Genomic DNA, 26,611 nt, shown 5'->3' on the forward strand with positions numbered 1-26,611 from the left:
ATGACGATCTGGGATTCCTGCCAGATGTTCAGCAGGATGTCGACGACACCTTCGATTGTCCAGTTCGCCGGGTCGAGGATTCTCAGGAGGTCAGCGACGTCGATGTTGGTCAGCTGCAACCTGATGAGGTTGGCTGCCATCGTGAGGAGGATCGCGTAGTCGGCCTCAAGGTACAGCATCCACGCTTTCGGCTGCTGGATCAGGCTCAACGGCAGGAACGGATTACCAGCTGTGTAAACGTATTTCAGCTCCTCGATGTCGTCGAGGAACTTGATGGTGACGGTGTCGCCTTCTTTGTCGCGCTTGACGGTGACACCTTCTTTGGGGTTCATCCGGCCGCCGATGCGCGCGCCCATTGTTTCGATGATGACGTGAATGTTCGTGGTGCCGCGGGCGTCCTCATCGAGGGCCCAGAACGCGGCCCAGGTGCGCCGTGGATTGTCGAGGTCGATAGGAAGGGTGAGTTCGAAAGTGCCTGTTTCGTTGACGTTTTGCTCAAGGTGCCCGGAGAGTTCTCCGTAGACGGTTCCGCGGTATATCCAGTCGCCGTCGTAGAGTTTGATGGCGGGCCGGTCGAAGGATCGCTCGACGCGGTATTCGCGGAGCTCGCGGGCCCACGCGGCGAAGTCGTCGTGATCGGTGCCGGTGAATGGCTCGGCGTAGGCGTAGAGCGTCATGTCAGCTCAAGACCTGACTCGGCCGACCAGAATCGGTGCTGCAGTAGGGTTGCTGTTGCGCCGCACGGGCCTTGGCAAATCACGGGCATCATCACCGGGTCATCCTCGGACGCCGTGTATGGCGGCACCATGTACACGGGCTCGACACCGTTGAACAGGCCGGCCGCGTTCGACAGGTCCGCGTTGACGTAGGTGTCCATGTACGGGTCGGACATCACTGAAAGTATCTGCGTAAGTTCAGGTGTCACGATCATCCGCGCCGCATCTGCGCCCGGGTCGCGGCCCCACTTCCGTTCCTGGCCGAAGGAGAAGTCCGGGAACTGCCATTGCTGCGCTGGGTCGAATACCCACTCAAGCCAGAGCGCCTGGTCGGTGGGGTTCCATACGTCGAACCAGCCGGTGTTGGGGTTCGCGACCACCCGGGCGGCGTCATATGCCGCGAACGCCTGCCCGGTGAACAGAGCCACGATGACGTTGCTCAAAGGGCCGGACGCGAACTGCAGCACATGCCCGAAGAACGTGCCCGCGACCGTGACACCATCAGTGCCGACGGTCGAAAGCTGCTCAAGGGCCTGCTGAATCGTCGAGGCCGACGCCAGGAACGAGATCGGCGTTGTGGTTTCCCCGCCGACCGAGATTGTGAAGTTCAGCGTGCCGATGGTGATGGAGAACGCGATCGGTGCCAGCCCGCCGCCGTCGACAGTCAGGTTACCCGGGCAGGTGATCGGGGTTTGGACAGTGAACTGCGCGGGATCACCTGTGACAGTGACGTTCCCGGCACCGAGGTTCGACAGTCCTTCAAGGGCGGTCTGGATCGACGTGATGCTCGAGCCGACTGGGAGTGACGACGTGGTCTGAGTGCCGTTCGCGTCGACGTAGGACAGCGTATACGCGCCGGACTTCGATGAGATGAACACCGTGAAGTTGCCGGGGTTGACCCACGATGCGGTAGTCGCTGGGGATTCGTACATGGGGTTGACCGCCAGCGCGGACACCACGGCGTGGTAGACGTCGTTCAGGTCGGCGTCGAATCCTTCGTCGGTGGTGTACTCAATCTCCTTGGACAGCTTCAGTGTTAGCGACCGAGGGCCCGATGGACCGTCCCAGGTGCACGTCACTTTCTGGAAGTTGTACGGTGTTCCCCACAGGCGTTGGAAACGCGGCCGGCTGGCTTTGGTCAGCCAGAACGGCAGGATCGGTTCACGGATCGGGACTTGCTCGCCGGCGATGCGGCCACCGATTTCGAACGCCCCGGACTGTGTGCGCGTCGTGAAGCCGACGTCGTACATGCCTTTCGGGTCGGTGTCGAGCACGATGTCATCAGCCAGGTAGTCATCGTTCGGCGCGGACACCACAACCGAATCACCGTTCGTCGATGTCAGGGTGATCGTCGATACAGCCATCTAGCTAGAACCTGTCCAGTTTCGCTGCGGCCTTCTGCTGCTCAAGGCGTTGCGACTTCACGAAGGCGTCCTCGGTGTCACGGGCATAGATGTTGTATGTCGGGCCAGGCCGCTGCTGCCCATTGCTGCCCAGGTTTCGCAAACCATTTCCTCCGGGGCTGAGATTCTTGTTCACGACGTCACCGGTACCGCCCATTGGGGACGGCATCGAGCCACCGCCGCCGCCGATGCTGATCCCGCCGATGAGCTGCGAGATGCCCTTCAGCCACCCCGGCGTGCTGGGTACACCGAACACGCCAAGCGCCGACGACACCTGCCCGTCGATGAACGAGCCGGCCGCGGCACCGAGGTTGCCGAGATCACCGAGCGCAGCATTACCGCCCGGCTGCTGGCCGGCGAACTGCCCGGGGATTTGGCCGAGTGCCTGCCCGAAGAATGAGCCAAACCCCGACAGCGACGCCGGAACACCGAGGCTTCCACCACCGAACAGTCCACCGCCGGATCCGATGCCACTGCTGATGGTGCTCGCCCCGCCGCCTCCGGGCGCTGCTGCCGCGCTGGAAGGCAAGCCGCCTATGCCGCCGGCGGGGCCTTCGCCGAACAGCGTCGGCAGGTACATGTGCTGGTCGAACTGCGGGCTGCTGGCACCCGCCGCGCCAGCACCCACGAGGAAGTTGCCGTGCGAGCCACCCGATTCGGCGTTGCGACCGTCCGACAAGGTCATGGCCATGTGGCCGTCATTCGGGCCGGGACCGTGGTCATACCAGCCCACCGAGATCTGCCCCAGGCTACCGAGGCCCTGCTTGAACCCGCGGGCGGCGAGCCAGTCAGCGGCGTTCTTCGTCGACATGAGTCCGGTTTCCGGCAGGCCGAGCGCGCGGTCGATGACGCGCGCCACCGTTCCCGAGCAGTCATAGCGGGTCTGTTGGTTGTACGGCGCACCAACCAGTGACTGTGCTGCGGAAACGTCGGGGCCAGATACGAGGCCGCCACCATCGAATCCAGGAATGCTTTTCATCCAATCCCACAGGGGCGCACCGGAATTCACGGCGTGCAATAGCGGCAGGTTCTTCTGGGTGTCTTCGGCGTTGGTGACGAACTCTTTATTCGAAACGCGGACCATCGCCGGCCAGCCGAGGATCGAATCAGACGTGCCCGAGCCCGGACCCGAAATAAGCCCGCCGCCAGCGTTGCCCGGCATGTCGGGATGCATGAAGCGCGTCATGTCCGGGACCACGCCGGACGGAGGAAGCACGGCGGCCGCAGTCGGCGGCGGAGCCGATCCGGCCGGCAGCAGCGCCGCGAACGGATCCAGTGAGCCCGGCGTCTGGACGTAATGCGTTCCCGGCGGGGCCGGCGGCGTCACGACGAGCGGCGCCGAACCGGGGACCGGAATCACCGGCGCCCCTTCGTGTCCGCGGATCGGACTCTGAAAGCCCTTCGTCGGGTCGGGAGCCTGCGCGATCTGATTCAGTCCCCACGCGACGCCGGCGGCCGCGGCGGCGGCCATCGCGAGCGGGCCGGCGAACTCCGACACGGCGGCCCCGAGCGCGGCGAACTTCCCGCCGTAGCGCTCCGATCCGGACGCGAGCGTTTCGATCATCGAACCGACGCCGGAGATCCCGTCCTTCAGCGCATAGAACTGTGTCTGTAGCGGCGCGACTTCGTTCGCGATCGTCGCTATCGTGCTGCCCGCGCTAGACTGGCCGATCGCGTTGAGCGCGTTCGAGATCCCGTTTAGCCCGCTAGCCGCGTCACCGGACTTCAGCGCGCCAATCGCATCGGACATGTGGCCGAAGCCATCGGTCGCCGCCGACACGCGATCGCGGACATCTTGAACTTTCTCCGCGACGTCCTGGACCCAATGCCCGACCCGGCTATCGCCGATGACCTGGCCGATCTTGCCGCCAACCTTCTTCGCGGCTTCCTGGACGAGATCGTCGACTTCCCAACCGGCATCCCGAACCGCGTCGGTGATGATGTCCTTCAGCGAGTCGCCGACCTTCTTCGTCTTCGACTCGTCGACCTTCGGCTCGATTTTGATCTCGGGCGGCTTCGACTTCTTGACCGAATCCTGAACAGCCTTGTCGACCTTCTTCGCCTCGACCTTCGGCTGAAGCTCAATCTCCGGTGGCTTCGACGACTTCTTAACCGAGTCCTGAACGGCCTTGTCGATCGTCTTCGGGTCGATCTGCGGGTCAATCGTGACCGTGATCGGCTTCCCGGTGATCTCCTTATTGATCGCGTCCGAGACACCCTTGAGACTCGGAATGATCTGCAAGACAGCGTAACCGATTGATTTATCCGCCATGTCCGATCACCTCCTTCGTCCCTGCGCCCGTGCGTTTCTGCGTTTCTGCTGCCGCGCCTTGAGTTCCGCGGCGCGGCGATTCTTCGCGGCGATTGATCTCGTGGTGCGCAGCGGATGATCAAAGTCCTGCGGCAGCGAATTCTTCGGCGAGTTCGCCCGCACTATCGCCACCCACACGTCCGCGAGCAGGTCGTCGGTCAACGACCACACTGGCTGGCCACTGTTCATCGAACGGGCGGTGGCCGACGTCGGGGTAAGCCCTTCGATCAGCGATGTCAGCCTCCTCGGGGATAAGCGCCCGCGGTAGAAGTCGAGGAGGTCTACGTCGTAGTCCCGCAGTAGGTCTGCCTCTATCGCGCCGCCGTGCTCGTCGAGCAGCTCGTAGAGGCCGACTAGTTTCCCTGGGTTGCCGCCCGGATCTTGTCGCCGAGCTCGCGGAGGTCACGAGATCCAGCACCAGCGCCGCGCAGCGCGTTCCACTGTTCCTCGCCGAGCAGCGCTTTGGTGGCGCCGTAATCGTCCCCAGCGCGCGCGGCTTCCATCGCGTCGATCGGCACGTTATGCACCGGCACATGCAGCGTCACGCCGCACTGCTCGATGACCACGCAATCGTCGGCGGCCTCAGCTTCCCGCGCTTTGGCCGCCGACGACTTCGTCTTCTTCGACTCCGAGACAGTTGCCATGTACTTAAGCGACGCTCACAGTGCCGCCGGTACCCGACGCGGACACCGAACCTGGGGATGCGGTGAACACCACCGACAGGCTGCCCGGCGCACCGCCGGAACCGGTGACAGTGGCGCCGGGCGTCGGGAGCGCCTGCACGCTCGCCAGGGCCCGCAACGCGGTCTGCAGGGCCGCCGCGGTCAGCGTCGACAGCGACGGCGTGGTGTTCGCGCCGACCGTCGCGGTGTACGCCGTCACGCCCGTGCCGATGGTGAACGTCTTCGTCACGTCATCGGAGCTCGCGTCGATGCGCTGGAAGACGTCGCCGTTGGCGTCCGCGGTATGGTGGACCGTCATCTCGGCGAACGACAGCTCGCCCTGGATGATGCCGCCGTGCGACTTCAGCTCGAGCAGCGCTGGCCGCAGCTGCACCCAGACGACGGTGGTGTCCTCGTCGACGAAGCGGTACAGCAGGTAGCCCTGCACGTTCTGCGGCTTGCCGATCTTGTTGTCCGATGATCCGGGCAGCACGAACTTCCGGGTGATCGAGTTCCACTCGAGCGCGGTGAAACCGGACTTGAGCTTGCCCTTGAAGAACTTGACGCGGAACGCCGGGTGGCCGAACGCGTCGTATTCCTTGACATCGCCACTCGGGTCGAGCGGAATGCCCTTCTGGTCGTCGATGAGGCCGACTTCTTCCCAGCCGAGTTCGTCGAGGTCGGCGTCGGGGTTGGTGGGCATGTAGGTGGAGATGTCGTCGACGCCTTCCGCCGGCAGGTACCACACCTCTGCCTCGTCTGGAATCGTCGTCAATTCCGGGTTGATGGTTTGGGTCATGGGATTCTTCCCTCCTTCAAGGGATCAAAATGCCCGGCCCAGGGCTTGGGTCGGGGCTGAAGGCGCGGCAGGCCGCGTTTACTGTGTACGGGCACGGGCCCGCACAATGACTGAGGCGAGGTCACCGCCAGTCGACTCATCCCGGGATTCCAATACCCCGGACACCGAACCCGGAACGATCGCCGCGACCCCGGGAATCTTCCCCGCCAACAAGCGCGCTACCGCGGCGTGCACGTACGTGCGGTCCCGTCCCGACGTCCACGACGTCATGCGGATAGCAGTCGTCGTCGACGCCTTCCACACTGTGCCGCCGTCATCGGCGATGACTAGTACGGGATCGGACCCCAGTGTCCAGTCGGCGGGGAATTCCAGCACCACGGACAGCTCTGGGAAATCCGGCGGCAGATCGTTCTTCAGACAATCTTTGATCAGCTGCGGAACGTCGACGGGCGTGAAGGTCATTTCTTGCCTTTGGCCCGGGAGTTGCGTGTCCGACCCTTCCCGCCGGTACGCGGATATTGCACCACCTCGAGCCCCACCGCGGTGGCCGCGCGGCTCAACACACCATCCTTGGCCTGCTGATCGGAAGGCACACGCACGCTCGCCCGGGAACGGTCCGTAACCTTCTGCGTCACGGTCGCGTCCGGGCCGGCCGCCGCCGCGACCTTCGCCGCGATCTCTCCAACCAGCTCGGCCGCGGTCTCCTTGAGCACCTCGGCGCCGCCGGCCAAGTCCAAGTGGAACCCGATTTCGCTGCTCGTCATCCCATACCCGCCGAACAGGCCACTTCGAGGCCACCCTGGCCATTCATCTCCCAGACGTTGACGACGATCCGGTACCGCGTGTCCCGCACGGTGAGCTCATCGTCGTCGGTCAGGTCTGTTCCCAGCGGGAAGTAGACGACGGCACCGAGGTCTTCGCCGCGGCGGCCGGTGCTGGTTCTGCTCTGCGACTGCGGCGCGGGGTAGACGCCGGGGGCCACGGCGATCGCGTCCAGCGGATCGTCGGATCCGGGGTTCCATTTTCCGTTCTCGTCGCGAAACGCACCGCGGTGCCGGATCACCTGCTCGGTCACGGCGCGCTTTCCAGCCGGTACTGCTCGAGCAGCGCCCGCTCGACGACGGTGAACGCCGACCCGGTGGCCATCGCCTCGTCGTAATACTGAAACGGGCCGACCGCCTTCACCCGGCCTTTGGTGGTGGTGGCCAGCGGTGACCGCCCCGCGATCGATGCCACGGCCGCATTGAAGTCGGCTGCGTTGGGTTCGTTGTCGTCGGCGTCGACGTCGGCGGGGAAGCCATGGGTCATGGTGACGACGATCGACCCGTAGTTCCTCGACCACCAGGCACCGCACCTCTTGCGGACCAGGCCGCGCGCCGACACGAAAAGATCGGTGTCCACGTCCAGCTCGACACCGTTCTCCACCACGGATGTCAGCTTGATCAGCCGCAGCGTCGGCAGTACCAGCAGCACCGATCCCGGCCCGTCGAGCGTCACCTCGTCGTCCTCGCGGACGGGGGTGACGTGCCAGCCGCAGAAACGCCGCGCGGCGGACCGCGCGGCGTCCTCGGGCGTCGGATCAGGCATCGCCCTCTGCGGACTTGTTCGCCGGGGTGCGCGACTTGTTGGCCGGCGCCTTGGCCGCCTTCGGTGCGGGCTTGTCCTCGTCGGAAGCCTTGAGGCCCATAGCCTTCGCGTCCGCATCGTTGAGCAACAGCGTCGTCTCAACGCCGTTGACCGTGGTCTTGTACTTCTTCAACGGTCCGCCTCCTTGTGCGGGTGTGACGGGCGGCCAAGTCTGACCGCCCGTCACGCCGATCAGGGCCACTAGCTGTGTGTCGCGACCTGGACGAACGCCTTGGGGCGGGTGACGCCGAACGCCAGCCGCTCTTCGGCGAGGATCGCGATCAGGTTTCGGACGAAGAAGTCGGCATGGCTGTCCGACATCGTGACCGTCGTCTGCTCGCGGTCCCAGATGACCGCCTTGCCGTAGTGGCCGAGCAGGCCGGTGCCGGCCGCCTGCGACTCCGACTCGGTCCACGGGATACCCCACAGCGTCTTCCCGCCGGCCGCGAAAGGACCGCCGTTGTAGTACCGGTTTTCACCGTCCTTCAACAGGTCGATCATTTCGCCGTCGGTCGGGTTGAACACCCACGCGGTGGGATTCACCCGGCCGACTGTGCGCGCCAGGGTCAGGGCCTTGCGGGTCGTGGTGAAGAAGTCGGTCGACCACGCCTGGGTCTGGATACCAGACGTGTTGTTGATGCCGGTGAAGTTCTCACCGCTGCCGTCGCCGTTGAGGATCTGGTTCTCCTCAGTCTCGAGCACGTCGAGCCGCAGTTCGTCGTCGATCAGGCCTTGCAGGGCCGCCCAGTCGGCCAAGGCCCGCTTCGTGGCCGGCACCCACTCGGCGATCGTCTTCACGACCGCCTGCACGACCGCGAACGCCCACGCACCCTCAGGCTTGTAGCCGCCACCCGGGTTGTTGACCAGCTGCGCGCCGGCTGCCAGCGAGTTGCCATCCAGCGCGGGCAGGGTCGGCGCCGCCGAGCTCGTCGCCTCCGCGACCACCGCGGCGTTGTTCGTGTGGCTGGTTTCCTGCACGAACTCGACGGTGTCCGAGGTGGTCCGGCGATTGCTCACCAGATTCCGGATCGTGAGCGGCTTGCGGCCGAGCATCTCGACGATGTCGGTGCGATCGTTGACGACGAACGCGCCGGCCGATGTCGAGCTGGCGCCGGTGAACAGCGACTTGATCGGAATCGGGTCGGACTGCACCCGCGCCTTGCTCGGGACGCTGATCCCGCCCTCGCTGGTCGTGAAGCCCTTCATCATCGACTTGAACTGCGCCGACTCAACGACCTCGAGTCCCAGGGACTTGACGCGCGCCTTCAGCTCGGGCGCATCCGGAACGCCGGCCTCAGCGCCGAACGCCTTGGCCTGGTCCAGGATGGCCTCATCGGCCTTGACCGTCTTGACGGCGTCGAGGATCTCGACGAGAGAGGTCATCGACTTCTTGTAGACGTCAGCCTCCTCCTCGCTCATCTCGCGGCCCTCGGCCTGCGCCTTCTCGGCGACCTCGCGGGCCGTCTTCGACTCGTGATCCGCCCGTTCCTTGAGGGCGACCAAACGTGCGCTCATGCGCTTTCTCCTTCGGAGTTGTTGGTGGTTAAGCGAACTCGACGTCGAGTGATGCCGTGATCGCGTTCAGCAACGCCGAGGGGTCGACGGACGACTTCTGACTGGCCTCACGGGGCTCACCCTCGGGCGTATCCGCCTCCGGGGCTTGGCGAGACGCGTCAGGCTCGTTGGCCTTCTCCTCGTCTGATGTGCTGTCGAGTGCCGAGAGCACGCGCCCGATTGATTCGTGCGCAGCCCGTAGCTCGGACTCGTTTTTGGACGACAGCACGCGCCCAGCCTTGATGTCCTCGACGACGGTGTCGACGATCGACTTCACCGCCACGACCGAGGTGTCCTGGTTCGCGCCGACCGGCACGAACGAGAATTCGTAGACCTTGAGCTCGCGGAGCTCGTTGGCCTTCTGTCCGCCCTCGAGCTCAATGCCCGCCTCGTCAATGACGTCGTAGGCGAAGGACAGCTGGTTGAGCCGGCGGCCCTTGACGAGGCGGTAGACCTGCTTACCCTTCGGCGAATCCAGGTCGAATTCGCCCTTCACCCACCATCCGTGTTCGTCCTCGCCCATGTCGGTGGCGCCGGCGACCCAGAAGTCCGGGTCGTCCATCCGATGCCCGAACAGTCCGGGCAGCGTGTTGCCGGAGTTCTTCCAGGTCGCGATGGTCTTGAGGAACGCGCCCGGTGCCACGACGTCGCCGTAGCTGTCCGGCGTCTTGGTGAACGTCGAAGGGTAGACGATGAATTCGCCCTCCTTGAGCCCGTCTTCGGGCCCCGCCTTGACGTTGACCGCCTGAGCTGGGGTGTTCTTCGTGAGCATCGTTTTCGTCCTCCTTGGGAGCGGCTGCTTTTCAGCGGTGTCGGCGTACCAGCGTTCGATCGCGGCCGCCGTCCAGTCCGGTCGCTGATCGGTAGCTGCGCGTTCCAGGCAGGTGTCGATGCCGGGGTTGATGGTCTTGATAACCGCGCCGGCCTCGGAGTAACGGTCGAGCCACTCGGCCTTCGGCGAGCTGTGGATGATCCACGCGTCGGCCTCGATGTCGTCGGCCAGGATGGTCTCGATGGCCGCCGACCGAGCCGCGTGCGCGACGCGCTTGATATCTGCCGGCGCGTCGTGCGGCGATGAAGAACCGAGCGCAGCGGCGAGCGCGTCGAAGTCGACAACGACGTCGCCGCCTTTCGCCTCTTCTCGCACGTACGACGACTTGCCGCCGCACGGTGGCCCAACGACGACCGTGATCGTCACTCGGTCTCGTCGTCCTCTTCAGCGGGCGGCTTCTGGGTCGGCTTCATCCCGCCGCCGGCGACGTCCGATCCGTCGTCGGCCGGGATCGGCGCCTGGTCACCGTTCTGGGTGACATTCAGCGGACGGATCAGTTCGTCGCCGCCCTCGATCGGCGGCCGGTTATCCAGCGCGCGGCCCTCGTTGATCGTCAGCCACGGCCCGCCGATCGCCGGCTGCATCACCGCGGCGCGCTGCTCGAAATTACCGGTCAGCTTCTCGCGGATGTTGAACTCCACGTAGAACCGCTCCGGCTTGACGGGTTCGAAGTCCGGGATCAACTGCAGCGCGATCTCGTCCTGAATCATCGTCAGCCACGGGCCCAGGGTGTCTTGGTACAGCATTCGGTGCTGCTCTTCGATATTCGCGAACGTCGCATGATCCAAGATCCCGATCATTGGCGGCGGGATGAAGTACGACCGGGTGACCTCTTCGTCGGTCAGCTTGCGGCTTTCGACGTACTGCAGTTCTTTCGCCGTCTGCGACGCGCCCGCCCACGTCATGCCGTCCTCGAGGATCGGCGTACCTCCGCCTTCAGAGGCAAGGGCGCCGGCGTACTTCTGCTGCCAATCCTCCTTGAACCGCTTGCGCGCGTCGTCCGACCACTTCGGGGCATCCTTCGGCCGTGAGATGACTCCCGAGTGCCGGGCGCCGTTGTTCATCACCTGCTCGCGCAGTTGCGACGCCGTCCAGTCCTCGCGGAGGATCTGCCGCAGCGACTCAAGCGGTGACTCGCCGACATCTGCGATACCGCCGTACCCCCGGAAGTACAGCACCTGGTCCCGTGGGATCGTCTGCTTAGCCCGCTGACCTTGGAATTCGAAGACGTCCGGCGTGAGCCAGTTGTCGCCTTTAGGTGTGATCAGCGGAGCTGGTAGGTGAATCAGCTTGCCGCCCTTGATCTTCCACCAGTATGCGACGTCGTAGATCGCGAAATCCGATACCAGCGCGTTGAGGAACCGGTACTTCGTTGTGAAGCTGTTCGGCTGCCCGAGTAGCAGCGCCAACGGATGGTCCGTCAACCGCGCCCGGTCGGTGTCACCCTTCCGCTCGAATAGGTGGATGCTCAGCTGGGCGATGTTCCGCGCCAGGAACGACACCGTGCGCCGCACCGACGGCTGTGTCCGCCAAATCTCGAAATAGTCCATTGCCAGCCACGGCGACAACTGGATTCGCCTGACCGACGACGAGGACCACGCCCCGTTCGGCCGCGACACCGACTGCACGGTGCCTTCGGACACGACAAAGGCCACGGTCAGCTGCCCACGATCTGGAAGTAGTCGACGTTTGCCTCGTGGATCACGATCTCTCCGTCGGCCTTGGCCGGCTGTTCGCCCGGTTCGTGAATCTCGCAGCCGCGCAGGATCAGCCGCGGCCCGGCGACCTTCACCAAGACACCGGAGATCCCCGTTCCGGAGAACAGCGAGTAGAGCACTTCCCGGTTCAGGCCGGGATGGCGGTTAAACAATCATCAGCCCTTCGTCCTCGTATGCGCTCGTACCTTCAGCTTCACGCGCAGCAATTGCCCGGGAAAGCGCCATGATCAGCGCCACCACGCCGTCGATCTTGTCGCCGGCATTCGCCTTGTCCGGCTTCACATTTCCCGCGGGGTCCATCGCCACCGCGAAGTTGTCCACCATCCACCGCAGCAGCGGATTACCGCCGTGCCGGATGATCGGTTTCACCGGCCGCCCGTCGTCGTCCACTCGGGCGCCGACCTTGATCAGCCGCTGAAGATCCTTCGTCGGCGCCGACATCGACGCGAACCCCTGACCCATCGTGATCATCGGCGCCCCGTCATTCATCAGGTCATTGACCAGCTGCTGCGCGTTCCACCGGTCGTACGCGACCTCTTGGACCAGGAACTCGTCCCGATCCCGGTTGATCTGCGCCTCGACGAAGTCGTAGTCCGTCACGTTGCCCGGAGTCAGCGTCAACCAGCCCTGCTTCACCCAGTCCGTCGCCGCGTCCGCCGTGCGCTGGTTGAGGTCCGGCAGGCTGTCCTCCGGCGCCCAGCACCGCATCACCACGTCGAACGCATCCCCGTCCGGGAACACCCACACCGCCGCCGTGAGGTCGCTCGTCGCGCCGAGGTCCAGGCCGCCGAAGCACTCCCGGCCCTTCAACCGGGTCAGATCGATCATCGCCGCATTGACGTCCCAGTCCTCGACATCGAGGTACCGCGTCTCCTGCTTCGTCCGGATCCCCAGATGCAGCCGCAGGAACCGCGCGAGCTCGGCCGGCGAATCCTTCGCCTTCTCCGCGGCCTCGATCATCGCGCGCTTTGTCGGCGAGATCCCATAGCCAGGGTTCGCCTTGCGCCACGTCTCCTCGGCGAACGGATCGTCCGCCTTCTCCGCAGCGAACACCACGCCGTACGTCGTCGGCCGCTTCAGCACACCCCTCGCGAGCTGCTCGATCAGCGTCCGCTTCTGGTCGTACGGCGTGTGCCGCCGGCCCGCGTCCGCCGTCGTGATGTAGATGATCAACGGCTGCTCACGCGAACCGGTACCGGTCTCGAGCGCCTCGATCAGCGCCATGTCCTTGTGCAGGTGCAGCTCGTCGACGATCGCGCCGTGAATGTCCGCGCCGTGCTGCGCGTCCCCCGCGTTCGCGATCGGCTGGAAGTAGCTCCCACTGGCCGCGTGCGTGATCCGATGCTTCAGCGCCCGCATGTGACGCTTCAGACCAGGACTTTTATTCACCAGCTGCCGGATCGGCTCGAAAACGAACCCGGCCTGATCCTTAGTCGTCGCCGCCGCCACTACCTGGGCGCCGAACTCACCATCCGCAGCCGTCAGGTAGATCCCGAACCCGGCCGCCGTCGTCGTCTTGCCGTTCTTCCTCGGCTCCTCGAAGTACGCGATCGTGATGATCCGCACCCAGTTGCCCGAATCCGGCGACTTGTGCACCCAGCCGGCCACCGGCGCGATCAGGTAGGCAACCTGCCATATGTCCGGATCGAAACGCTGCCCGGCGAAACGACCCTTCGTGTGCCGCAGCTGCCGAAACGCCGCGATCACCCGATCGACACGCTCCGGATCAAACCTGGCCCCAGCAACATCCCGCGGCTCCGGCGTCTTAATCAGCGGCGGACAGTCCGGAACACCATACCCGCGCGACCGCAGATACCAGGCAACCTCGGGGCTGAGCTTCAGCTCACCAAAATCAGCGTCTGACCAGCCATTATCCGGCTCGTCAGTCGTCGCCGACGGCGCCCGCGAACGGGTTCGCCTCGTGCTCGCCACGATCGTCATCCCGCTTCGACACGTTCCGCTCACCCGCCGGCGTCAACCCAAAATCGTTAGCAAACTGCCGCAGCCGCGTCTCCGCCTGCTCAGCAACCGCCACCGACGGATTCTTCGTGTACCACACCGACTCGGTGCCGTCCTTCTTCACCGACTTGTTCCGCACCACCTGGCCATTCGCCACGATGTCGCGCGTCGCCGTCACCCACCGTGACCAGAGCTCGCAGTAAGCGGTCAACGCCGCCCGATCCTCGGGTTTGACCAGGTCCAAACGCGTCAGACCAGGCACAATGCGCTTCCACTCGGCCTTCGCCTCACGGGACATCCACGAGGGCGGATTCGGCGCCAACCGCTTGAACGCCGGAGGCGGCGCGACCGGACGGCCGGCTGAGTCCTTCCCCTCACCGCGCCCGTTCAGCAGCAGCAAGTTTGCTGGCTGAGGGGGCCTAGCCACCGCACACCGCCAATGTTTGCTGGCGCAAGGCCGATATTTGCTGGCTGACCTGCAGGGTTTGCCGCCGCAGAGGTCGGATTAGCTGCAGAAGCAGCCTGACAACACCCAAAATGGCCCCACTACCAGCGAAAATGGCACTTGTTTGCTGGGTAGGCATGGCGCGTGTCCGAAATAGCCCCCCTACCAGCAGTTTTGTGCAGAAAAATGCTTGCCTACCGCGGCGGGTCGCGCGTTTGTGCTGGTCAGCGATGTGAACCCCCCTACGGGGTAAGGCAGGCGTAGGGGGCTGGTTGTTTGCTGGCAGGTGGTGATTGTTTGCTGGCGTTGCCCAGGTGTTTGCTGCAGCGGTGGTCATGCGCTGGCCTTGTTTGCTGGGTTTGCTGGCGGGCCGGCAGCAGCGGGGGAGTCATCGAGTGTCCTGGTCAGGGTGGCGCGGCCGAGGTCGGTGAGTGTGGGCAGGGCGTGGTACCAGCAGACGTTGGTACCGGCTATGACCGTTATCGCGGGGTGTAGTTCGGTGCCGTCGGCGAGCTGGGTGCCGTTGAGGGCGCTGAAGTCGATGCCGCGGGCTAGGGCGTGGGTGACGCAGATGCCGCAGGGTGGTTGGGTTGGTAGGAGTTCGGTCACTGGCTTTGCTCACCTCGCTCTGGTCTTGCCTCGCAACGCGTCTTGCGTGGTCTTCTGGTCGTGGTGGGGGTCGCAGAGGGATTGCAGGTTGTTCGGGTCGTAGCGGTCGCCGCCTTCGGCGAGTGGCGTGACGTGGTCGACGACGTCAGCCAGGCGCTGGCAGCCTTCGTGCCATTGGCAGTAGGGGTGTTCGCGGAGTTGGTTGTCGCGGACTGCTTGCCATCGTCGGTCGTTGGACGAGGCGTGTGTGCTGCCTTCCCAGGCTGGTTTGCACTGGCAGGGGTGGCCTTTAGGGGCGGGTTGTTTGCACCTGTTGCAGACGCGGGGAGGGGCGCTAGGCATGGCTCTGCCCCCTCAGATTCGGATAGTAGCAGGTGAGCGCGCCCATTCTGGTGTGTAAGCGCGGTCGGCTATCGGATTGTCGCTACCAGATTGGGTAATCGGCGAGCCATGAAAACGTTTTCACGAGGATGCCGACGGCGCCGAGGTAGGCGCCGAGGACGCCGGCGGTGAACGCCATGCCAGTGAAGAACTCGCGCATTCGGGGGATCTCTTTCGTGTTCGGGGACCTGGTCGGCATGTGCCTTTCGGGTGTGCTGAGATAACGCTTGGTGGGATTGCGTTCGTTCCTTGCACCGATAACGCTGTCCATTACGTCAGGTAACCGCCACGTGCTCGATGGGCCAGGGCATCCGGTGCATCTTGCCGTCGTTGCCGCGCGATTTGACCCAGATGATCGGGAAGTCGTGGACTTTGCGCCCACCGCCGTGATGCGTTCCCTCAACTCCGCTGTCTGCTACGGCATCGTGCCACTCGCCGTCGGAATCCTGGATGCGGACGGACTGCCCGATCTTGACATCGTGAACCATGCTCATGGTGTCCTCTCGATGATCCATCACTGTGGCTCCTGTGATTGTTGGCCGATAAACCATGCGCTGCGTCAGTTTTGGTGGGCTTTGACTTGTCGTCTGATGCGTTGGAGTTGTTCGTCTCGGCGGCGCAGTTTCTGGGCGCGTTTCAGGCTGTAGAGGGCTTCGCTGTGTTCGTTGACGCGGGCTTTGACGAGGGCGCCGTCGTGTCGCCAGCCCATGGTGCGCAGCCGGCGGGCGGTGATCCATCGGTCGAGTTGGTTGGGGTCGACGGGTTCGTCGATGTTGGTGAGGAGCTCGAGGATTTCGGTGGTGGTGCGGAGGTCGCGGGATTTGGCGGTCTCGCGTTGGTTTTTTTCGACGTCGATGGTTTGGCCGCATTCGGGGCAGGTGGTGGTGCGGTTGTCGGTGTCGGCGTAGAGCATGGTTCCGCATTCGATGGGGTCGCCGTCGGGGTAGTGGCCGCGGGTGGTGGGGCAGGTGCCGGCGAAGTGGCGTTCGTGGCGGTCGATGGCGCGGATGAGGTCGCCGCTGCGTTGGTCTGGGCCGACGAGTTGGGCGATGGTGCGGTAGGTGTGGCCGGCGATGTCGAGGCGTGCGATGGCTGCGGTGTTCGCTTGGAGCCAGCGGGCGAGGTTGGCGGTGGTGACTGTGTTGAGGGCGGGTGGTGTGCGTCCGGTGTGTCTTTGGGCGATGTCGGTGATGAGGTTTAGCAGGGTGTTTCGGAGTTTGCGTGCGATTTCGGCGGCGTCGAAGTCCATGATGTTGAGTTCGTCGGGGCGGCGGTTGCGGCCGATGGTCCCGTGGTGGATGCGGTCTAGTTTTTGGATGCGAGTGTCGAGTTCTTCTGTGAGGCTTGGGATTTGGTCGAGCATGTTCTCTAGCTGTGTGGTGCAGTCGTTGCAGAGGTAGAGCTGGGCGGGGCGTCCGCAGTTCTGGCAGTTGATCATTAGTCGGGCCACCTTCCGATCAGCCAGTCGTGGCCGTTTGTGATGCCGTCCCACCAGTGGGCGTCGAAGAGCTCCCATGTCCAGCGGTGGCCTTTGTACTCGGTGTGGACGAAGCGTCGGCCGTCGGTGGTGGTTGCGCTGTCGATGCGACCGTCCTCGTCGAGGCGTGTAGCTGGGCCGGCGGTGAGCAGCTGGGTGACGTAGTCGGCTGCGGTGAGCATGAGGTGCCCGACTCGATCAAGGTGTGGTTGGGGGTTGGGGTATTCGACGATGCCCCAGTCACATTCCACATCGCGATCGTTGACAACGCGTAGTTCGACGGAGGTCATCGCGGCGTTCCTACTTGCGGTGGTTCCGGTTTCACGCATGAAACTGAGGGCCATTGGGCTGCTTTCAGGCGGTTGTGGTGCTGGGGTCGGATCGCGAAGGGCATGGGGTCGCCGTGGTGGAATGCGCCGATCGCGGCGAGGACGAGCGCGTCGGCTTGGTCGTGGTTGGCGATGTGCGTGTTCGGCCACCAGGAGCGGACGGTGGTCAGGATGGCGCGTTTGTCGGCGTTCCCTTTGCCTGTGGCCCATTTCGCGCGGGTGGTGGGGGCGACGACGACGATCGGGATGCGTCGGGCGCGCAGCGTCGAATACAGTCCCCACCAGAGGCCGGAGCCGTCGTGCGTGGATGCGTTGCACGCGCCGTACGCCGGACCCTCAATCACCGCCAGGTCGATTCGGCTGCGTGCCGCGCGCAGCGTGTTCCGCTCATCGCATTCGTCGGCGAGGACTGCCATCACCGCGCGGCATTCGGCGACGATCCGATCACTGCGGTGGGCGTAGCTGCGGACGGAGAGCGTGCCGTGGCCGATCGACCGCAGCAGCATCGGCTGGCCGTTGTGCAGGACCGCGATGCCCGTATTGGTCAACGACGGGTCGATCCCGGCGACGATCACGCGATCACGCGCCAGTCGTGTTCGGTGCAGCGGTGCACCGCGGTGTCGTCGTCGACCATGCCGCGGTCGTCGCAGTGCGGGCATTCACGGACGCTGGTCCAGAACCCGGCACGCAGATCGGCTTGCCGTTCGGTGTGCTGTTCAAGCCAGCGCTCGCGGCGTCGGCGGTATCCGGCGCACGAGCCGCATGGTGCCGGGTCGGGGTCGTTTCGGTGTTTGGCGCAGGTTTCGGGTGGGGGCTCGTTGGGGTCGGCTGAGGATGGTTCGTCGGCGTTGGGATTTTCGGTCGGGCCCTCCCCAACTTGAGTATTTCCCAAGGTGAGATATCCAGATCCAGATCCATATCCCTGGGGTTCGCGAAGGGTTCGGGAACCGTTTAAGGGTTCGGGAACGGTTTCGGGAAGGGTTTGCGTAGGGTTCTGTTCGGTTCCGGAACGGTTCAACGGTTCGGGAACGGTTTCCGGCTCGATCTGGTCCGCGACCCTGTCCGCATCTGCTTTGTGCAGGCGCCGTAGTTCCTTCGCTAGCTCGAACCGGATCTTCTCGGAGGCCACCATGCCGGCGCACCGCAGCGCGTTCTTCAGGATATTCGGATACCGCGCGACCTCGCAGTGCCGCATGTAGGACCGGATAAACAGCTCGTCGGTGTCTTCGTCGACGAACACGAATCGGTGGCGTTCCAACACATTCAGGTCCGCGGTGAAGTCCTCGGCGGTGACGGCGTCGCAGCCCTTGGTCCACTTGGCGACCTGAAGCGGCTGGACCCCGGCCCGGTCGAGTTCTTTCTGGCTGATCAGCTGGGCGTAGGTTGCCTGCGCGGTGCGCGGGAGGGCGCGGAATTCCTTGTCGCGCCAGATGGACTCTTTGAGCAGCCCGGCCGCGTTAGCCATCGAGTAGTGCCTCCGCTTCGTCTAGGACTGCGTTGTCTCGGTCGGTGCGGTTGAAGGCCGCGCCCTCGCGTTCGAGTGCGCAGTAGTAGAGCGCCGTCGCGATTTCCATGCGACAGACGGGATCTCCGCAGTAGGCGCCCGATTCGCGGTGCTTGCAGTTGAGAATCGACGCGAGCTGCTTTTCGTCGTACCAGCTGAGCGCGTTCTGGTAGTTCGCGTCGAAGTGCTGTTTGAGTTCGTCTCCGGTCCAGATCGTTCCGAGCAGCCGCGCGCGTGGGCTGTCTTGTAGAGGGCTCCCGACGAGTTCTGCGGCCCGGTCTTGCATCTGGCGTATCCGTTTCCAGCAGCAGCCGCAGAAGTAGGCCCAGCGGTCGCCGAGGCCGCGTTTACGCCGTGCTGTGTCGGCGAGGTAGAGCAGCGTGTCTTGGCTCAGCCCCGCGCGGATGAACGTCACTACGCTCGATGACCAATCGGCCGGTATCCAATAGGGCTGCCAGGCGTCGTAGAAGGCGTCAAGGATGCGTTCGATCGCGTCGTCTTCGGCCGCGATCTCTTCGGCGGCCTGGCGCATAGCTGCGGCCCATCGCATCGCGTCTCCGGCGACGTCAGCGACGAGTGCGGCGTCGGCCGGCATCGACGATTTGCCGCCGTTGCAGTCACCGCACGCGGCGACGAGGTTGCTCGGATCGTCGCTGCCGCCCAATGCTTCTGGGATGACATGGTCGACAGTGAGTTTCGCGTCGGGTGCGGTGACTCCGCAGTAGCGGCAGGTGTGGTTGTCGCGGCGCAGGATCTCGAATCTGAGCCGTTTCGATACGGCCATTCAGCTGCTCTCCTCCTGTGGTGGTTGTGCGGTGCAGTCGGCGCGGTGGGTGTTGTGCACGGCGTGGTAGTAGCCGCAGCCCACGCAGAAGCCTTTGCGGTCGGTGGCGGCTGAGAAGACTTGCGCCCACCGATCGCGGGGTTTGGATTCCTTAGACACCGAATGTCGCCATGACGCGGGCCGCGGCGGTGGTGAGTTCCTGGATCGTGGGCAGGGCGTCGACCATCCGCTGCTGCAGCTCGGCCGGTGGCACAACTTGCAGGTGCAGGCTGGTGCGGTCGGCTACGGGGTCGTATTCGGCCGCGACCGCCCGGTAGAACGCGCCGAACTGGTCGGGCCCGACGATGTTGTCGGGATCAAACTGTCGGTGGTCGCCGCGGTAGTGGAGCTGGTCGGTCATGAAGGGGTGCCTCCGCTTGGGGGTGGCGTGGCCGCGGCCTGAAGGGGTGTCGCCGCGGCCACGCGTAAGGGATGGTTAGTCGGCGACCATGCGGTTTTCTTCGGCCATCTCGCGTTGCCGGCGGATCTCGTAGCTGCCGGGTGCGATGCCCATGTAGCCGTGCTCGGGGTGGGCGAGGTAGGCGGTTGATCCTTCGGGCACTGACAGCAACGCGACGCGGAGGTCGCGCGCTGATCCGGCGTTCACGTCGCAGTAGACCGGGCCGTCGGCGGCGTAGATGGCGTGGGTGTTGCCGCCGGACTCGCCGCGCACGACAGGAGTTCCTTTGGTCGGTACGGGCGTCTTGGCTGTCCCCTGCACGGGCCGGACGAGGACGTCGCCCTGGCGCTGCACACCGGCCAACACGGGGATGTCGACGTCAGCGAGGTCGGTTGCGGTGACGACGTCGACGCCGGTGGCCTCGATCATCTGGGTGGTTGTTGCCATGGTGTATTTCCCTTTCTGTGTGATTTGGCCGGGGCTTAGGTTGCGCGGGCCAGTTCCTTGTACTCACGCTCGGTGAGGTCGAAGGTCCATGCCGCGGCGGCGATCGCGGTGCGGCAATCGGTGGGGATGGTGAGTCCGAAGGTGTGGCGTGTACCGTCGCGTTCACGGGTCGCGTTGTGCGCCACGAGGACCCGGACGGGAAGGTCTAGGACGTCGCGTGGCACGTCGTAGAGACGTAGCAGCTGCCCGGGATTACCGGGGTCAGGGGCTTCGTCCGCGAGTTTCATGCCGGCCGAGGTGACGAATTGATCCCAGCCCATTTTCTCGATCGCGCAGCGGCGGATCTCGGTGTTGCGTTCGGCCATGATCCGCTCGACGTCCCAACCTTTTTCGATCAGGTCAGCAGGGACACGCGTGCCGTGCCAGGAATAAACGCCCCAGCCATCTGCCCACTGCACAGCGGGCCCGGTCTCGCAGTGGAGACGGTTACGACCGCCGGCGGATTCGATGTGGAGCGCGCTGGGCAGGTCGCAGACCATGATGAAGGCGCGTGTTGGCCACCAGTAGCCGGCGGACATGGCGTCTTCGCAGGCTCGGGCGCGGTCCCAGATGTCTTGGTCGAGTTGAAGTTCGGTGACGTCGCGGAAGTAGGAGATGAAGGCGCACCAGTCAGCCCAGCTGTGTCGCGAGAAATATTGCGACCAGCGGTCCCTGACCGAGGCCCTGACCGAGGCCCTGACCGAGTCCCCGACCGAGTCCCAGACCGAGTCCCCGACCGAGTCCCTGACCGAGGCCCTGACCGAGGCCCTGACCGAGTCCCAGACCGAGTCCCCGACCGAGGCCCTGACCGAGTCCCCGACCGAGTCCCCGACCGAGTCCCAGACCGAGTCCCCGACCGAGTCCCTGACCGAGGCCCTGACCGAGGCCCTGACCGAGTCCCAGACCGAGTCCCCGACCGAGGCCCTGACCGAGTCCCCGACCGAGGCCCAGACCGAGTCCCTGACCGAGTCCCAGACCGAGGCCCAGACCGAGGCCCCGACCGAGGCCCCGACCGAGTCCCCGACCGAGGCCCAGACCGAGTCCCCGACCGAGGCCCAGACCGAGTCCCCGACCGAGGCCCAGACCGAGGCCCCGACCGAGGCCCCGACCGAGTCCCAGACCGAGGCCCAGACCGAGTCCCTGACCGAGTCCCAGACCGAGTCCCCGTTACCCTTGGCGATTTCGTCGAGGATGTGACCAGCAATCGGCGCGGCGAAAGCACCCACGAGCGGTGATGACACGCGGACGACGACACCGGGCCACGGAATGCCGGCGTATTCGTAGCATTTTCGGGCGCCGGTCTCCCAAACCGCCCATTCCTCTTCGGTGAGGGGTTGTGTGCGCCAGCCGTATTCGATCCATTCCTGGGCGAATGAGGCCATCCGGGCGTGCTGTTGCGGTGTGAGTTCGGTGAGTTTTTTGCGTGGGGCCATGTACCTATTCGCTCTCGTCGTCGCTGTGGCTGAATGCGGGGCTGATGTCGTCGCCCGCTTCGTCTTCGGCGTCCTCGTCATCCTGGTGCTCGTCGTCGACGGCCTCGGGATTCACGTCGCCGGCTTCGTCGAACAGGCCGGGCTGGTTGTCGTCGGTGTTAGGTGGCTGCTTGCCCGCTTCCCAGCACGCCTGAATCGTGAGGGTGCGGGTGTAGCGCATTTCGCCGTCTTTGCGTTCGATCGGCCCGTGTTCGGCGGTGCAGCGCGCGCGGACGATGTAGGTGCGGACCTCGCCGACCGCGGGGGGTTCGTCCATGGCACAGGGTGTTGAGCCGAACGCGAGGTAGGCGGCCGGGGTGTCGAGCAGGTCGTCGGGGATGTCGTCGAGCGCGTTGGTGGTGGGCAGGTCGATAGGCGGGTCGGTGATTAGAGCCATGTGCGTGGGTTCCTTTCGGTGCGTGGGGTTTTGGTGGGGCTGGCCGGGCCGCGCAGGTCAGCACTCGCCGCGTAGGAGTTCGCGGGTCGTGGTGCTGCCTTCACGTCAGGTGTCAGCGCGCGTTGACGCGGCCCGGCCAGGTCTGTCATCGCCGGCCGTCTTGGGCTTGCGCGGATTCGAGGACGTCGATCAACACGTGGGCTTCGGCTTTCGACAGCTCCTTGTTGCTGCCGACGCGTCGGGCGACGTTCGATTCGACCCATTGGAACCAGTCGGCGCGGCCTTCGTCAGTGTCGGCGTAGCCTTCGTGTTGCCGCAGGATCGAGAGTTTCTGCAGCTGTGCCCGCGTGATTCCCGGCTCGTCGGACGGATCGTCGGCGTCGTAGCCGGCGGTGTTGTCGTCCACTTGGCCGACTCGGCTGACCTGCTGCGTTTCCGGTTCTGGACGATTTTCTGAGGCGCGTTGCGGTTGGTCGTCCACCGGGTTTCCGATGGCGGCGCGCAGTCCGTCGACCCCGCGGGCAACACGCTCGGACCGAACACGCTGCGGAGCCACCTCAAGGTCCAGTTCTTCGCGCGCGTACGGGATCCCGAGCAGGATGTCCGGGGCGATCTTGCGGCACACTTCCATCGCGGCCTTGGCGTAGAGCATCGCCTGCGGGTCGGTCTTGTACTTGGCGTTGCTGGTGTACTTCGCTTGCTCGGCGCGGCCGATGTCCCAGGTGGACTCTTCGACCTGGCTTGTGCGCGGGTCGGTCGCGCGCACGGTCACCGAATCGTTCGTCGACGACAGCGTTTCGACGAGGATGCCGTGCCGCTTCACCAACGCCACGGCGGTGCGGGCGTAAATGGCCGGTTTACCTTGGACGACAAAGATCTGTTGCAGCGACTGGATCGGATTCAGGCCGAGCTCGGCCCCGTAGAGGATGGCGGCGGCGGCGTTGCCGGGCTTACCTTTGTAGTCGGCGGGCACCATGTCGGTTCCGGCCAGCGCGTCGCCGAGCTGCTTGGCCGCGGTCATCGCCTGCGCGTGCGCCATCAGCTGGCCGATGGCTTCGTTGTGCGCGGGCCGCGCGGCGGGCAGGATCTCGATCTCGTTGGCGTGTTCGACGGTCATGTGGCTTGCCTTTCAACTAGGTCGTGAAGGTTCTTGGTGGCGAGGTTGAGTGCGACACCGCGGGCGTGTGGGCGACGGTCGGCGATCTTGACGTCGCGGCATACGGCGTATTGGGCGTTCCCCATCAGGTCGAGAAGTTGGGTCTTGGCGCCACGCAGGCAGGTAGTGTTCGCTTTCATGTCGGCATCGAATTGCAGGACGTGCCATGCGAGTTCGTCTGGGACTTCAACGGTTTCGCCCTTGTTGATGTCGGGGTGCAGTTCGCGGACACATTCGTAGGTCGCAACTGAGTCGTCCAAGTCCGGTGGCTCGTTGCCTTTCAGCGAGTGCCAGAATTCGGTGCACCGCTTGTGGATTGCCGCGACGACACTGGGGTCGTAGTGGATGACGTAGGTGTGCGCCTCGAAATACGGTCCCAGCACCAGCAGTTCGGCGGGGTGTTTGGTGTAGCCGGTGTAGGCCATCTGCGCGAGGATCTGTGCCACATAGTCGGCGGGGGCTTGGTCGGTGAAGAAATCGCCCCAATCCTCAAGGTGGCGGGCTGTTTTGAACTCGATCACCTTGCGGGCCCGGCCGCGGCGCGCGCGGCGGTCGAGGGTGGCGGCGGCGGGGTAGCCGAACTTGTCCGGCGCGATCACCTGGACCTCGCCGGGCGAGAGCTGCCAGCCGGGGTTACGGCGCCGCCAGATCGCAGCCATCGCCGGCTCGAAGTCGTGGCCGAGGTCGAAGATGTCTTTCGGCGGCTCCGGCGGTGTCAGGCCTTTGAGTCGATGCCACAGCCGGTATGGGGACTCCCACCGCGAGACACCGAGGATCGCGGCGACTTTCGATGGGGTAATGACGCGTTGCCACTCGGCGGAACCGGGCTCGATTTGCAGGGTGGTCATAGCCGCGTCCCATCTGCAGACATGACGTCGGCGTAGCTCTGAGGCTCGTCCCAGGCGGCGCGGTCCATCTCGCTCATTCCGGCGACGGCCGCGCGCCATTCGTCGTAATCGCTCATGCCGCCCCGATCGTGATGGCGTAGGTCTCCCAACTGGCCGGGCAGTACTGACGGGCTTTGTCGAAGTGGCCGGCGATCTTCCCCACCGGGGTGCGGTGCACGCGGGTCCAGCAGACGGGACAGAGACCACGGACGTGGCGGCTCATGCGGCGACCGTCCCGACGAGCCCCTTGGCCCGCTGCAGCAACGTCTTGGCGTCGTCGACGGTGGTGGAGGGGTGGTCGTTGTACTCGACGATGCTGTGGCCGTGGAAACGCCCAGGCAGCGCGTAGCGGGCGCAGGCGAGCGCGGCGTCGCGGATCTGCTTGGTGCGTGACGCTGCGGTGATCGAGGCGACAATGCAGAAGCATCCCCAGTTGCCGATGCGCTCGATGGCGTTGCCTTTGGGTAGGTGCGGGCCGACGAGCGTCCGGGCGGTCTCGAGCGCCTCGATGATCTCGATCGGCTCCGGCGGCACCAGCGCGGGCGCCGCGTACAACAGGTTCTTCATCGGGCCACCGACCCGAGTAGCGCGTATCCGAAGATCAGCCCGAACACGACGACCCAGAACGCCCACGGGCCAAGCCACGAGTCGTTCATGCTGCGGCCGCTGCGATGTCAGCGCGCCACGCAGCCAGCTCGCCGGCCACCTGGTCGGGGAAGTCCTTGCGCACCAGGTAGAGCGCGACGTCCAGCGTGGTCGACATGATCGACGGGAACGGCGCGACGGTGCCGCGCCGGTAGATGCGGTTGGTGTGGATCGCGTCGAGCAGGCCGCGGAAGTAGTCAAGGTCGTTGCCGAATTCGATCTCGTCGTCGGTGGGCCCGGGTTCGAGCCGGACGATCGGCAGGTCGCGCCGTTGGCGCCATTTCCGCAGGATTCGTTTGGGGCCGGTTAGAATCGGTGCACTCACAGGGATTGGTTCCTTTCCGTGGGTTTGGCCCGCGCTGGCTGTCTTCCGGCGCGGGCCGCTTCTATTTGGTGTGGCGCGGGAGGCCGGGCAGGCCGAGCGCCAACGAGTTCTGCTGTTGCAGCAGGTTCCGGACGTCTTCGAGCTGCGCCCGGATCACGCCGAGGTGATCAGACATCTCGTCGAGCAGGATCAGTTCAGCGTCGGGGCGCCGGCGGCGCTCCTCCCAGATCGCGTCAGCGGCCGGATAGGCGATGTGCGCGAGGGCGTCGAAGCCAGCGGCGGCGAGCGTCCGCAACGCGTTGATCACGACACCGCTCCACTCACGAGCGCGACCGCGCGTTCGACCGGCGACAGGGCGCCCAGGTGGCAGGCGCGGCACAGGCAGTCATTCGGGAACCGCGGTGTGTGGAACGGTTTGAGGCAGCGGTCGCAGATCCCGCCGAAGGTGACGGCCGCGCTCACCGACTACCGCCCTTGTCGTAGTCGCCGAGTAACCGCTGCAAGCCCTTGGGAGTCACACGTGGCTGCGGCGGATCAAGGACCAGGACGCCCGTCTTCGGGTGATAGTGAGACTGAGGCAGCACTGACATGTAGCCGGTTTCGATCGCCTTCTGCATGACGCGGTACCGGCCGTCGCCGAGGGCGCGTTTGATCCAGCCTCGGCGTTCCAGTTCGGCGAACAATCGGCCAGCGCCAATCTTGATGCCGGCACGGGTAAGTGACGTCGCGGCGTCGCGCACAGACAGGTCGCCTTCAGCGTCGAGGAGCTTCGTCGCCACCGCGGCTTGGGGTTCGAGTTCGGCCACGCGTTCGGTCAGCTCGGCGACGCGGCGCGCGCTGACTTCGAGCGCGCGGTGGATCAGTTCGTCGTCGGTGAGCGTGGGGACGGTGGAGTAGGAGCCGGTGTCGCGGATCGCCGGCCATACCTCATGGGTCAAGAATCGGCGGAACCTGCGGGCCTCGGGCTTGCGTGACTCGAGCACGAGGTCAGTCGCGCCGTCTTCGGAGACAAGGCCGATCGACTGAACTCGGGGTGAGATTTGCTGCCAGATACCCTGGTTTGAACCCGGAGTATCTGACCTGCGGATAACCATCTTGTCCCGCTGGTCCAGCTTCGCTATCGCAGCGGAGACGTCCCTGATGTCGATCGCGGCGCAGATGTCGGCGGCGACAGCCCACCGGCGCTCGTCGATGGTGACGGTCCGGATCTGGGCGGTCTCTTCGTAGGTGAACAGCTCGACGGCGCTCACCGTGTACCGCCCGGGGTGTGGCCGGGCCCGGTTTCATCGGCCGGGCCCGGCCCGTCTCCTACGCTTCCTGTGTCACCAACCAGCGAAGGAGAAGCATCATGGTCGTCCCCACCCCCGACGAAGCCCGAGACGGAATCCGGGCCCTCACGAACCATGTCCCGGAAACGATGCCAGCGACTCACGGCGTTCTGAATCTGTTCGCCGCCCTGCGCCCCGTCGCTGAGGATGACGGTGAAACATCCCTCGAAAAGCTCTCGCAGAACATCGAAACGCTCGCGGCAACTCTGACGGTCTGCGTCATCACTTTGGAGAACCGGCTCGAACAGCTGGCCGGGCGCCCCGGGCTCCCCGAGTCCACGTTGGACGCGATCATGGGCGAGTTCGGCGTGGGCGGCTAACTCCTCGCGCACGACCTCCCGGACCCGGTCCTCGGTGAGCAGCTCGG

At 65.1% G+C, this 26,611-nt stretch carries 39 protein-coding genes; 2 read left to right on the plus strand and 37 right to left on the minus strand.

Annotated elements, in window-relative coordinates; translation table 11 throughout:
• The 29 genes from HMPREF0591_RS33875 to HMPREF0591_RS12025 form a co-directional block, all read right to left on the minus strand.
• Window positions 1–677: Gp37-like protein (locus HMPREF0591_RS33875; RefSeq protein ID WP_007168793.1), on the minus strand; the 677-nt coding region annotated here is incomplete at its 3' end.
• Window positions 674–2,080, minus strand: coding sequence for a hypothetical protein (locus HMPREF0591_RS11895; protein ID WP_007168794.1), 1,407 nt, complete (start codon window positions 2,078–2,080; stop codon window positions 674–676). The genes HMPREF0591_RS11895 and HMPREF0591_RS33875, both read right to left, overlap by 4 nt.
• Before the next feature lie 4 nt (window positions 2,081–2,084).
• Complete coding sequence (locus HMPREF0591_RS11900) at window positions 2,085–4,391, minus strand: hypothetical protein (RefSeq protein ID WP_007168795.1); 2,307 nt, start codon at window positions 4,389–4,391, stop codon at window positions 2,085–2,087.
• A 6-nt stretch (window positions 4,392–4,397) separates the two neighbouring features.
• A complete protein-coding gene (locus HMPREF0591_RS11905; RefSeq protein ID WP_157137498.1) occupies window positions 4,398–4,592 on the minus strand; it encodes a hypothetical protein in 195 nt (64 codons plus the stop codon).
• Window positions 4,593–4,783: 191 nt separating this feature from the next.
• Window positions 4,784–5,074, minus strand: coding sequence for a hypothetical protein (locus tag HMPREF0591_RS11910; protein WP_007168797.1), 291 nt, complete (start codon window positions 5,072–5,074; stop codon window positions 4,784–4,786).
• A gap of 4 nt (window positions 5,075–5,078) precedes the next feature.
• Window positions 5,079–5,891 carry an SANT/Myb-like DNA-binding domain-containing protein gene (locus HMPREF0591_RS11915; protein ID WP_007168798.1) on the minus strand — a complete coding sequence of 271 codons (813 nt, stop codon included), beginning with the start codon at window positions 5,889–5,891 and terminating at the stop codon, window positions 5,079–5,081.
• Between the two features lie 78 nt (window positions 5,892–5,969).
• Window positions 5,970–6,353: a hypothetical protein gene (locus HMPREF0591_RS11920; protein WP_007168799.1), complete on the minus strand. Its 384-nt coding sequence runs from the start codon at window positions 6,351–6,353 to the stop codon at window positions 5,970–5,972.
• On the minus strand, window positions 6,350–6,655 hold the full coding sequence (locus HMPREF0591_RS11925) for a hypothetical protein (protein ID WP_007168800.1): 306 nt from the start codon (window positions 6,653–6,655) through the stop codon (window positions 6,350–6,352). Before HMPREF0591_RS11925 ends, HMPREF0591_RS11920 begins: the two co-directional genes overlap by 4 nt.
• Window positions 6,652–6,966, minus strand: coding sequence for a hypothetical protein (locus tag HMPREF0591_RS11930; protein ID WP_007168801.1), 315 nt, complete (start codon window positions 6,964–6,966; stop codon window positions 6,652–6,654). Before HMPREF0591_RS11930 ends, HMPREF0591_RS11925 begins: the two co-directional genes overlap by 4 nt.
• Window positions 6,963–7,478 (minus strand): hypothetical protein, encoded by a 516-nt coding sequence (locus HMPREF0591_RS11935; protein ID WP_007168802.1) that lies wholly within the window; start codon window positions 7,476–7,478, stop codon window positions 6,963–6,965. Before HMPREF0591_RS11935 ends, HMPREF0591_RS11930 begins: the two co-directional genes overlap by 4 nt.
• Window positions 7,471–7,650, minus strand: coding sequence for a hypothetical protein (locus HMPREF0591_RS11940; RefSeq protein WP_007168803.1), 180 nt, complete (start codon window positions 7,648–7,650; stop codon window positions 7,471–7,473). The genes HMPREF0591_RS11935 and HMPREF0591_RS11940 overlap by 8 nt, the downstream gene beginning before the upstream one ends.
• 68 nt (window positions 7,651–7,718) lie before the next feature.
• Window positions 7,719–9,032, minus strand: coding sequence for a phage major capsid protein (locus HMPREF0591_RS11945; RefSeq protein WP_007168804.1), 1,314 nt, complete (start codon window positions 9,030–9,032; stop codon window positions 7,719–7,721).
• Between the two features lie 28 nt (window positions 9,033–9,060).
• A complete protein-coding gene (locus HMPREF0591_RS33880; protein WP_007168805.1) occupies window positions 9,061–10,269 on the minus strand; it encodes an HK97 family phage prohead protease in 1,209 nt (402 codons plus the stop codon).
• On the minus strand, window positions 10,266–11,558 hold the full coding sequence (locus HMPREF0591_RS11955; RefSeq protein WP_007168806.1) for a phage portal protein: 1,293 nt from the start codon (window positions 11,556–11,558) through the stop codon (window positions 10,266–10,268). Before HMPREF0591_RS11955 ends, HMPREF0591_RS33880 begins: the two co-directional genes overlap by 4 nt.
• 2 nt (window positions 11,559–11,560) lie before the next feature.
• Window positions 11,561–11,773: a hypothetical protein gene (locus tag HMPREF0591_RS11960; protein WP_040622376.1), complete on the minus strand. Its 213-nt coding sequence runs from the start codon at window positions 11,771–11,773 to the stop codon at window positions 11,561–11,563.
• The gene (locus HMPREF0591_RS11965; RefSeq protein WP_007168808.1) at window positions 11,766–13,328 is read right to left on the minus strand and encodes a terminase large subunit; all 1,563 of its coding nucleotides are present in this window, start codon (window positions 13,326–13,328) and stop codon (window positions 11,766–11,768) included. The genes HMPREF0591_RS11960 and HMPREF0591_RS11965 overlap by 8 nt, the downstream gene beginning before the upstream one ends.
• Before the next feature lie 175 nt (window positions 13,329–13,503).
• Window positions 13,504–13,980: a phage terminase small subunit P27 family gene (locus HMPREF0591_RS11970; RefSeq protein WP_244268880.1), complete on the minus strand. Its 477-nt coding sequence runs from the start codon at window positions 13,978–13,980 to the stop codon at window positions 13,504–13,506.
• Between the two features lie 378 nt (window positions 13,981–14,358).
• Window positions 14,359–14,634: a hypothetical protein gene (locus tag HMPREF0591_RS32295; RefSeq protein WP_007168810.1), complete on the minus strand. Its 276-nt coding sequence runs from the start codon at window positions 14,632–14,634 to the stop codon at window positions 14,359–14,361.
• A gap of 9 nt (window positions 14,635–14,643) precedes the next feature.
• Window positions 14,644–14,976 (minus strand): HNH endonuclease, encoded by a 333-nt coding sequence (locus HMPREF0591_RS30915; protein WP_007168811.1) that lies wholly within the window; start codon window positions 14,974–14,976, stop codon window positions 14,644–14,646.
• A gap of 314 nt (window positions 14,977–15,290) precedes the next feature.
• Window positions 15,291–15,530, minus strand: a complete 240-nt coding sequence (locus tag HMPREF0591_RS11985; RefSeq protein ID WP_007168813.1) for a hypothetical protein — start codon at window positions 15,528–15,530, stop codon at window positions 15,291–15,293.
• Between the two features lie 44 nt (window positions 15,531–15,574).
• On the minus strand, window positions 15,575–16,453 hold the full coding sequence (locus HMPREF0591_RS11990) for a DUF1922 domain-containing protein (RefSeq protein ID WP_007168814.1): 879 nt from the start codon (window positions 16,451–16,453) through the stop codon (window positions 15,575–15,577).
• The gene (locus HMPREF0591_RS11995) at window positions 16,453–16,782 is read right to left on the minus strand and encodes a hypothetical protein (protein ID WP_007168815.1); all 330 of its coding nucleotides are present in this window, start codon (window positions 16,780–16,782) and stop codon (window positions 16,453–16,455) included. Before HMPREF0591_RS11995 ends, HMPREF0591_RS11990 begins: the two co-directional genes overlap by 1 nt.
• Window positions 16,779–17,396, minus strand: coding sequence for a RuvC family protein (locus tag HMPREF0591_RS12000; protein WP_007168816.1), 618 nt, complete (start codon window positions 17,394–17,396; stop codon window positions 16,779–16,781). The genes HMPREF0591_RS11995 and HMPREF0591_RS12000 overlap by 4 nt, the downstream gene beginning before the upstream one ends.
• On the minus strand, window positions 17,393–18,286 hold the full coding sequence (locus HMPREF0591_RS12005; protein ID WP_007168817.1) for a hypothetical protein: 894 nt from the start codon (window positions 18,284–18,286) through the stop codon (window positions 17,393–17,395). Before HMPREF0591_RS12005 ends, HMPREF0591_RS12000 begins: the two co-directional genes overlap by 4 nt.
• A complete protein-coding gene (locus HMPREF0591_RS12010) occupies window positions 18,279–19,109 on the minus strand; it encodes an HNH endonuclease (protein WP_007168818.1) in 831 nt (276 codons plus the stop codon). Before HMPREF0591_RS12010 ends, HMPREF0591_RS12005 begins: the two co-directional genes overlap by 8 nt.
• Window positions 19,110–19,268, minus strand: a complete 159-nt coding sequence (locus HMPREF0591_RS32300) for a hypothetical protein (protein WP_157137500.1) — start codon at window positions 19,266–19,268, stop codon at window positions 19,110–19,112.
• Window positions 19,261–19,509: a hypothetical protein gene (locus HMPREF0591_RS12015; protein WP_007168819.1), complete on the minus strand. Its 249-nt coding sequence runs from the start codon at window positions 19,507–19,509 to the stop codon at window positions 19,261–19,263. Before HMPREF0591_RS12015 ends, HMPREF0591_RS32300 begins: the two co-directional genes overlap by 8 nt.
• A gap of 75 nt (window positions 19,510–19,584) precedes the next feature.
• Window positions 19,585–19,995, minus strand: a complete 411-nt coding sequence (locus HMPREF0591_RS12020) for a hypothetical protein (protein ID WP_007168820.1) — start codon at window positions 19,993–19,995, stop codon at window positions 19,585–19,587.
• Between the two features lie 35 nt (window positions 19,996–20,030).
• Entirely contained in the window at window positions 20,031–20,573 is a 543-nt protein-coding gene (locus HMPREF0591_RS12025) for a DUF6745 domain-containing protein (protein ID WP_007168821.1), read from the minus strand.
• A 76-nt stretch (window positions 20,574–20,649) separates the two neighbouring features.
• On the opposite strand from HMPREF0591_RS12025, the gene HMPREF0591_RS33445 reads away from it, so the two are divergent.
• Window positions 20,650–21,231 (plus strand): hypothetical protein, encoded by a 582-nt coding sequence (locus tag HMPREF0591_RS33445; protein ID WP_007168822.1) that lies wholly within the window; start codon window positions 20,650–20,652, stop codon window positions 21,229–21,231.
• 240 nt (window positions 21,232–21,471) lie between these two features.
• On the opposite strand, the gene HMPREF0591_RS12030 is transcribed toward HMPREF0591_RS33445, so the two are convergent.
• The 8 genes from HMPREF0591_RS12030 to HMPREF0591_RS12060 form a co-directional block, all read right to left on the minus strand.
• Complete coding sequence (locus HMPREF0591_RS12030; protein WP_007168823.1) at window positions 21,472–21,903, minus strand: DUF7171 family protein; 432 nt, start codon at window positions 21,901–21,903, stop codon at window positions 21,472–21,474.
• 145 nt (window positions 21,904–22,048) lie between these two features.
• Window positions 22,049–23,020, minus strand: a complete 972-nt coding sequence (locus HMPREF0591_RS33885) for a hypothetical protein (protein ID WP_007168824.1) — start codon at window positions 23,018–23,020, stop codon at window positions 22,049–22,051.
• Window positions 23,017–23,907: a YqaJ viral recombinase family protein gene (locus tag HMPREF0591_RS12040; RefSeq protein WP_007168825.1), complete on the minus strand. Its 891-nt coding sequence runs from the start codon at window positions 23,905–23,907 to the stop codon at window positions 23,017–23,019. The genes HMPREF0591_RS33885 and HMPREF0591_RS12040 overlap by 4 nt, the downstream gene beginning before the upstream one ends.
• Before the next feature lie 112 nt (window positions 23,908–24,019).
• Window positions 24,020–24,169, minus strand: coding sequence for a hypothetical protein (locus HMPREF0591_RS32310; RefSeq protein WP_157137501.1), 150 nt, complete (start codon window positions 24,167–24,169; stop codon window positions 24,020–24,022).
• Window positions 24,166–24,513: a DUF6197 family protein gene (locus tag HMPREF0591_RS12045; protein WP_007168827.1), complete on the minus strand. Its 348-nt coding sequence runs from the start codon at window positions 24,511–24,513 to the stop codon at window positions 24,166–24,168. The genes HMPREF0591_RS32310 and HMPREF0591_RS12045 overlap by 4 nt, the downstream gene beginning before the upstream one ends.
• Before the next feature lie 85 nt (window positions 24,514–24,598).
• Window positions 24,599–24,916, minus strand: a complete 318-nt coding sequence (locus HMPREF0591_RS12050) for a hypothetical protein (RefSeq protein WP_007168828.1) — start codon at window positions 24,914–24,916, stop codon at window positions 24,599–24,601.
• A 61-nt stretch (window positions 24,917–24,977) separates the two neighbouring features.
• Window positions 24,978–25,223, minus strand: coding sequence for a hypothetical protein (locus tag HMPREF0591_RS12055; protein WP_007168829.1), 246 nt, complete (start codon window positions 25,221–25,223; stop codon window positions 24,978–24,980).
• A 151-nt stretch (window positions 25,224–25,374) separates the two neighbouring features.
• Window positions 25,375–26,166, minus strand: a complete 792-nt coding sequence (locus HMPREF0591_RS12060; protein ID WP_007168831.1) for a phage antirepressor KilAC domain-containing protein — start codon at window positions 26,164–26,166, stop codon at window positions 25,375–25,377.
• 98 nt (window positions 26,167–26,264) lie between these two features.
• On the opposite strand from HMPREF0591_RS12060, the gene HMPREF0591_RS12065 reads away from it, so the two are divergent.
• On the plus strand, window positions 26,265–26,564 hold the full coding sequence (locus HMPREF0591_RS12065) for a hypothetical protein (RefSeq protein WP_007168832.1): 300 nt from the start codon (window positions 26,265–26,267) through the stop codon (window positions 26,562–26,564).
• Window positions 26,565–26,611: the final 47 nt, after the last annotated feature.

Origin of the sequence: Mycobacterium parascrofulaceum ATCC BAA-614, from assembly GCF_000164135.1 — a bacterium.
GTDB lineage: Bacteria > Actinomycetota > Actinomycetes > Mycobacteriales > Mycobacteriaceae > Mycobacterium > Mycobacterium parascrofulaceum.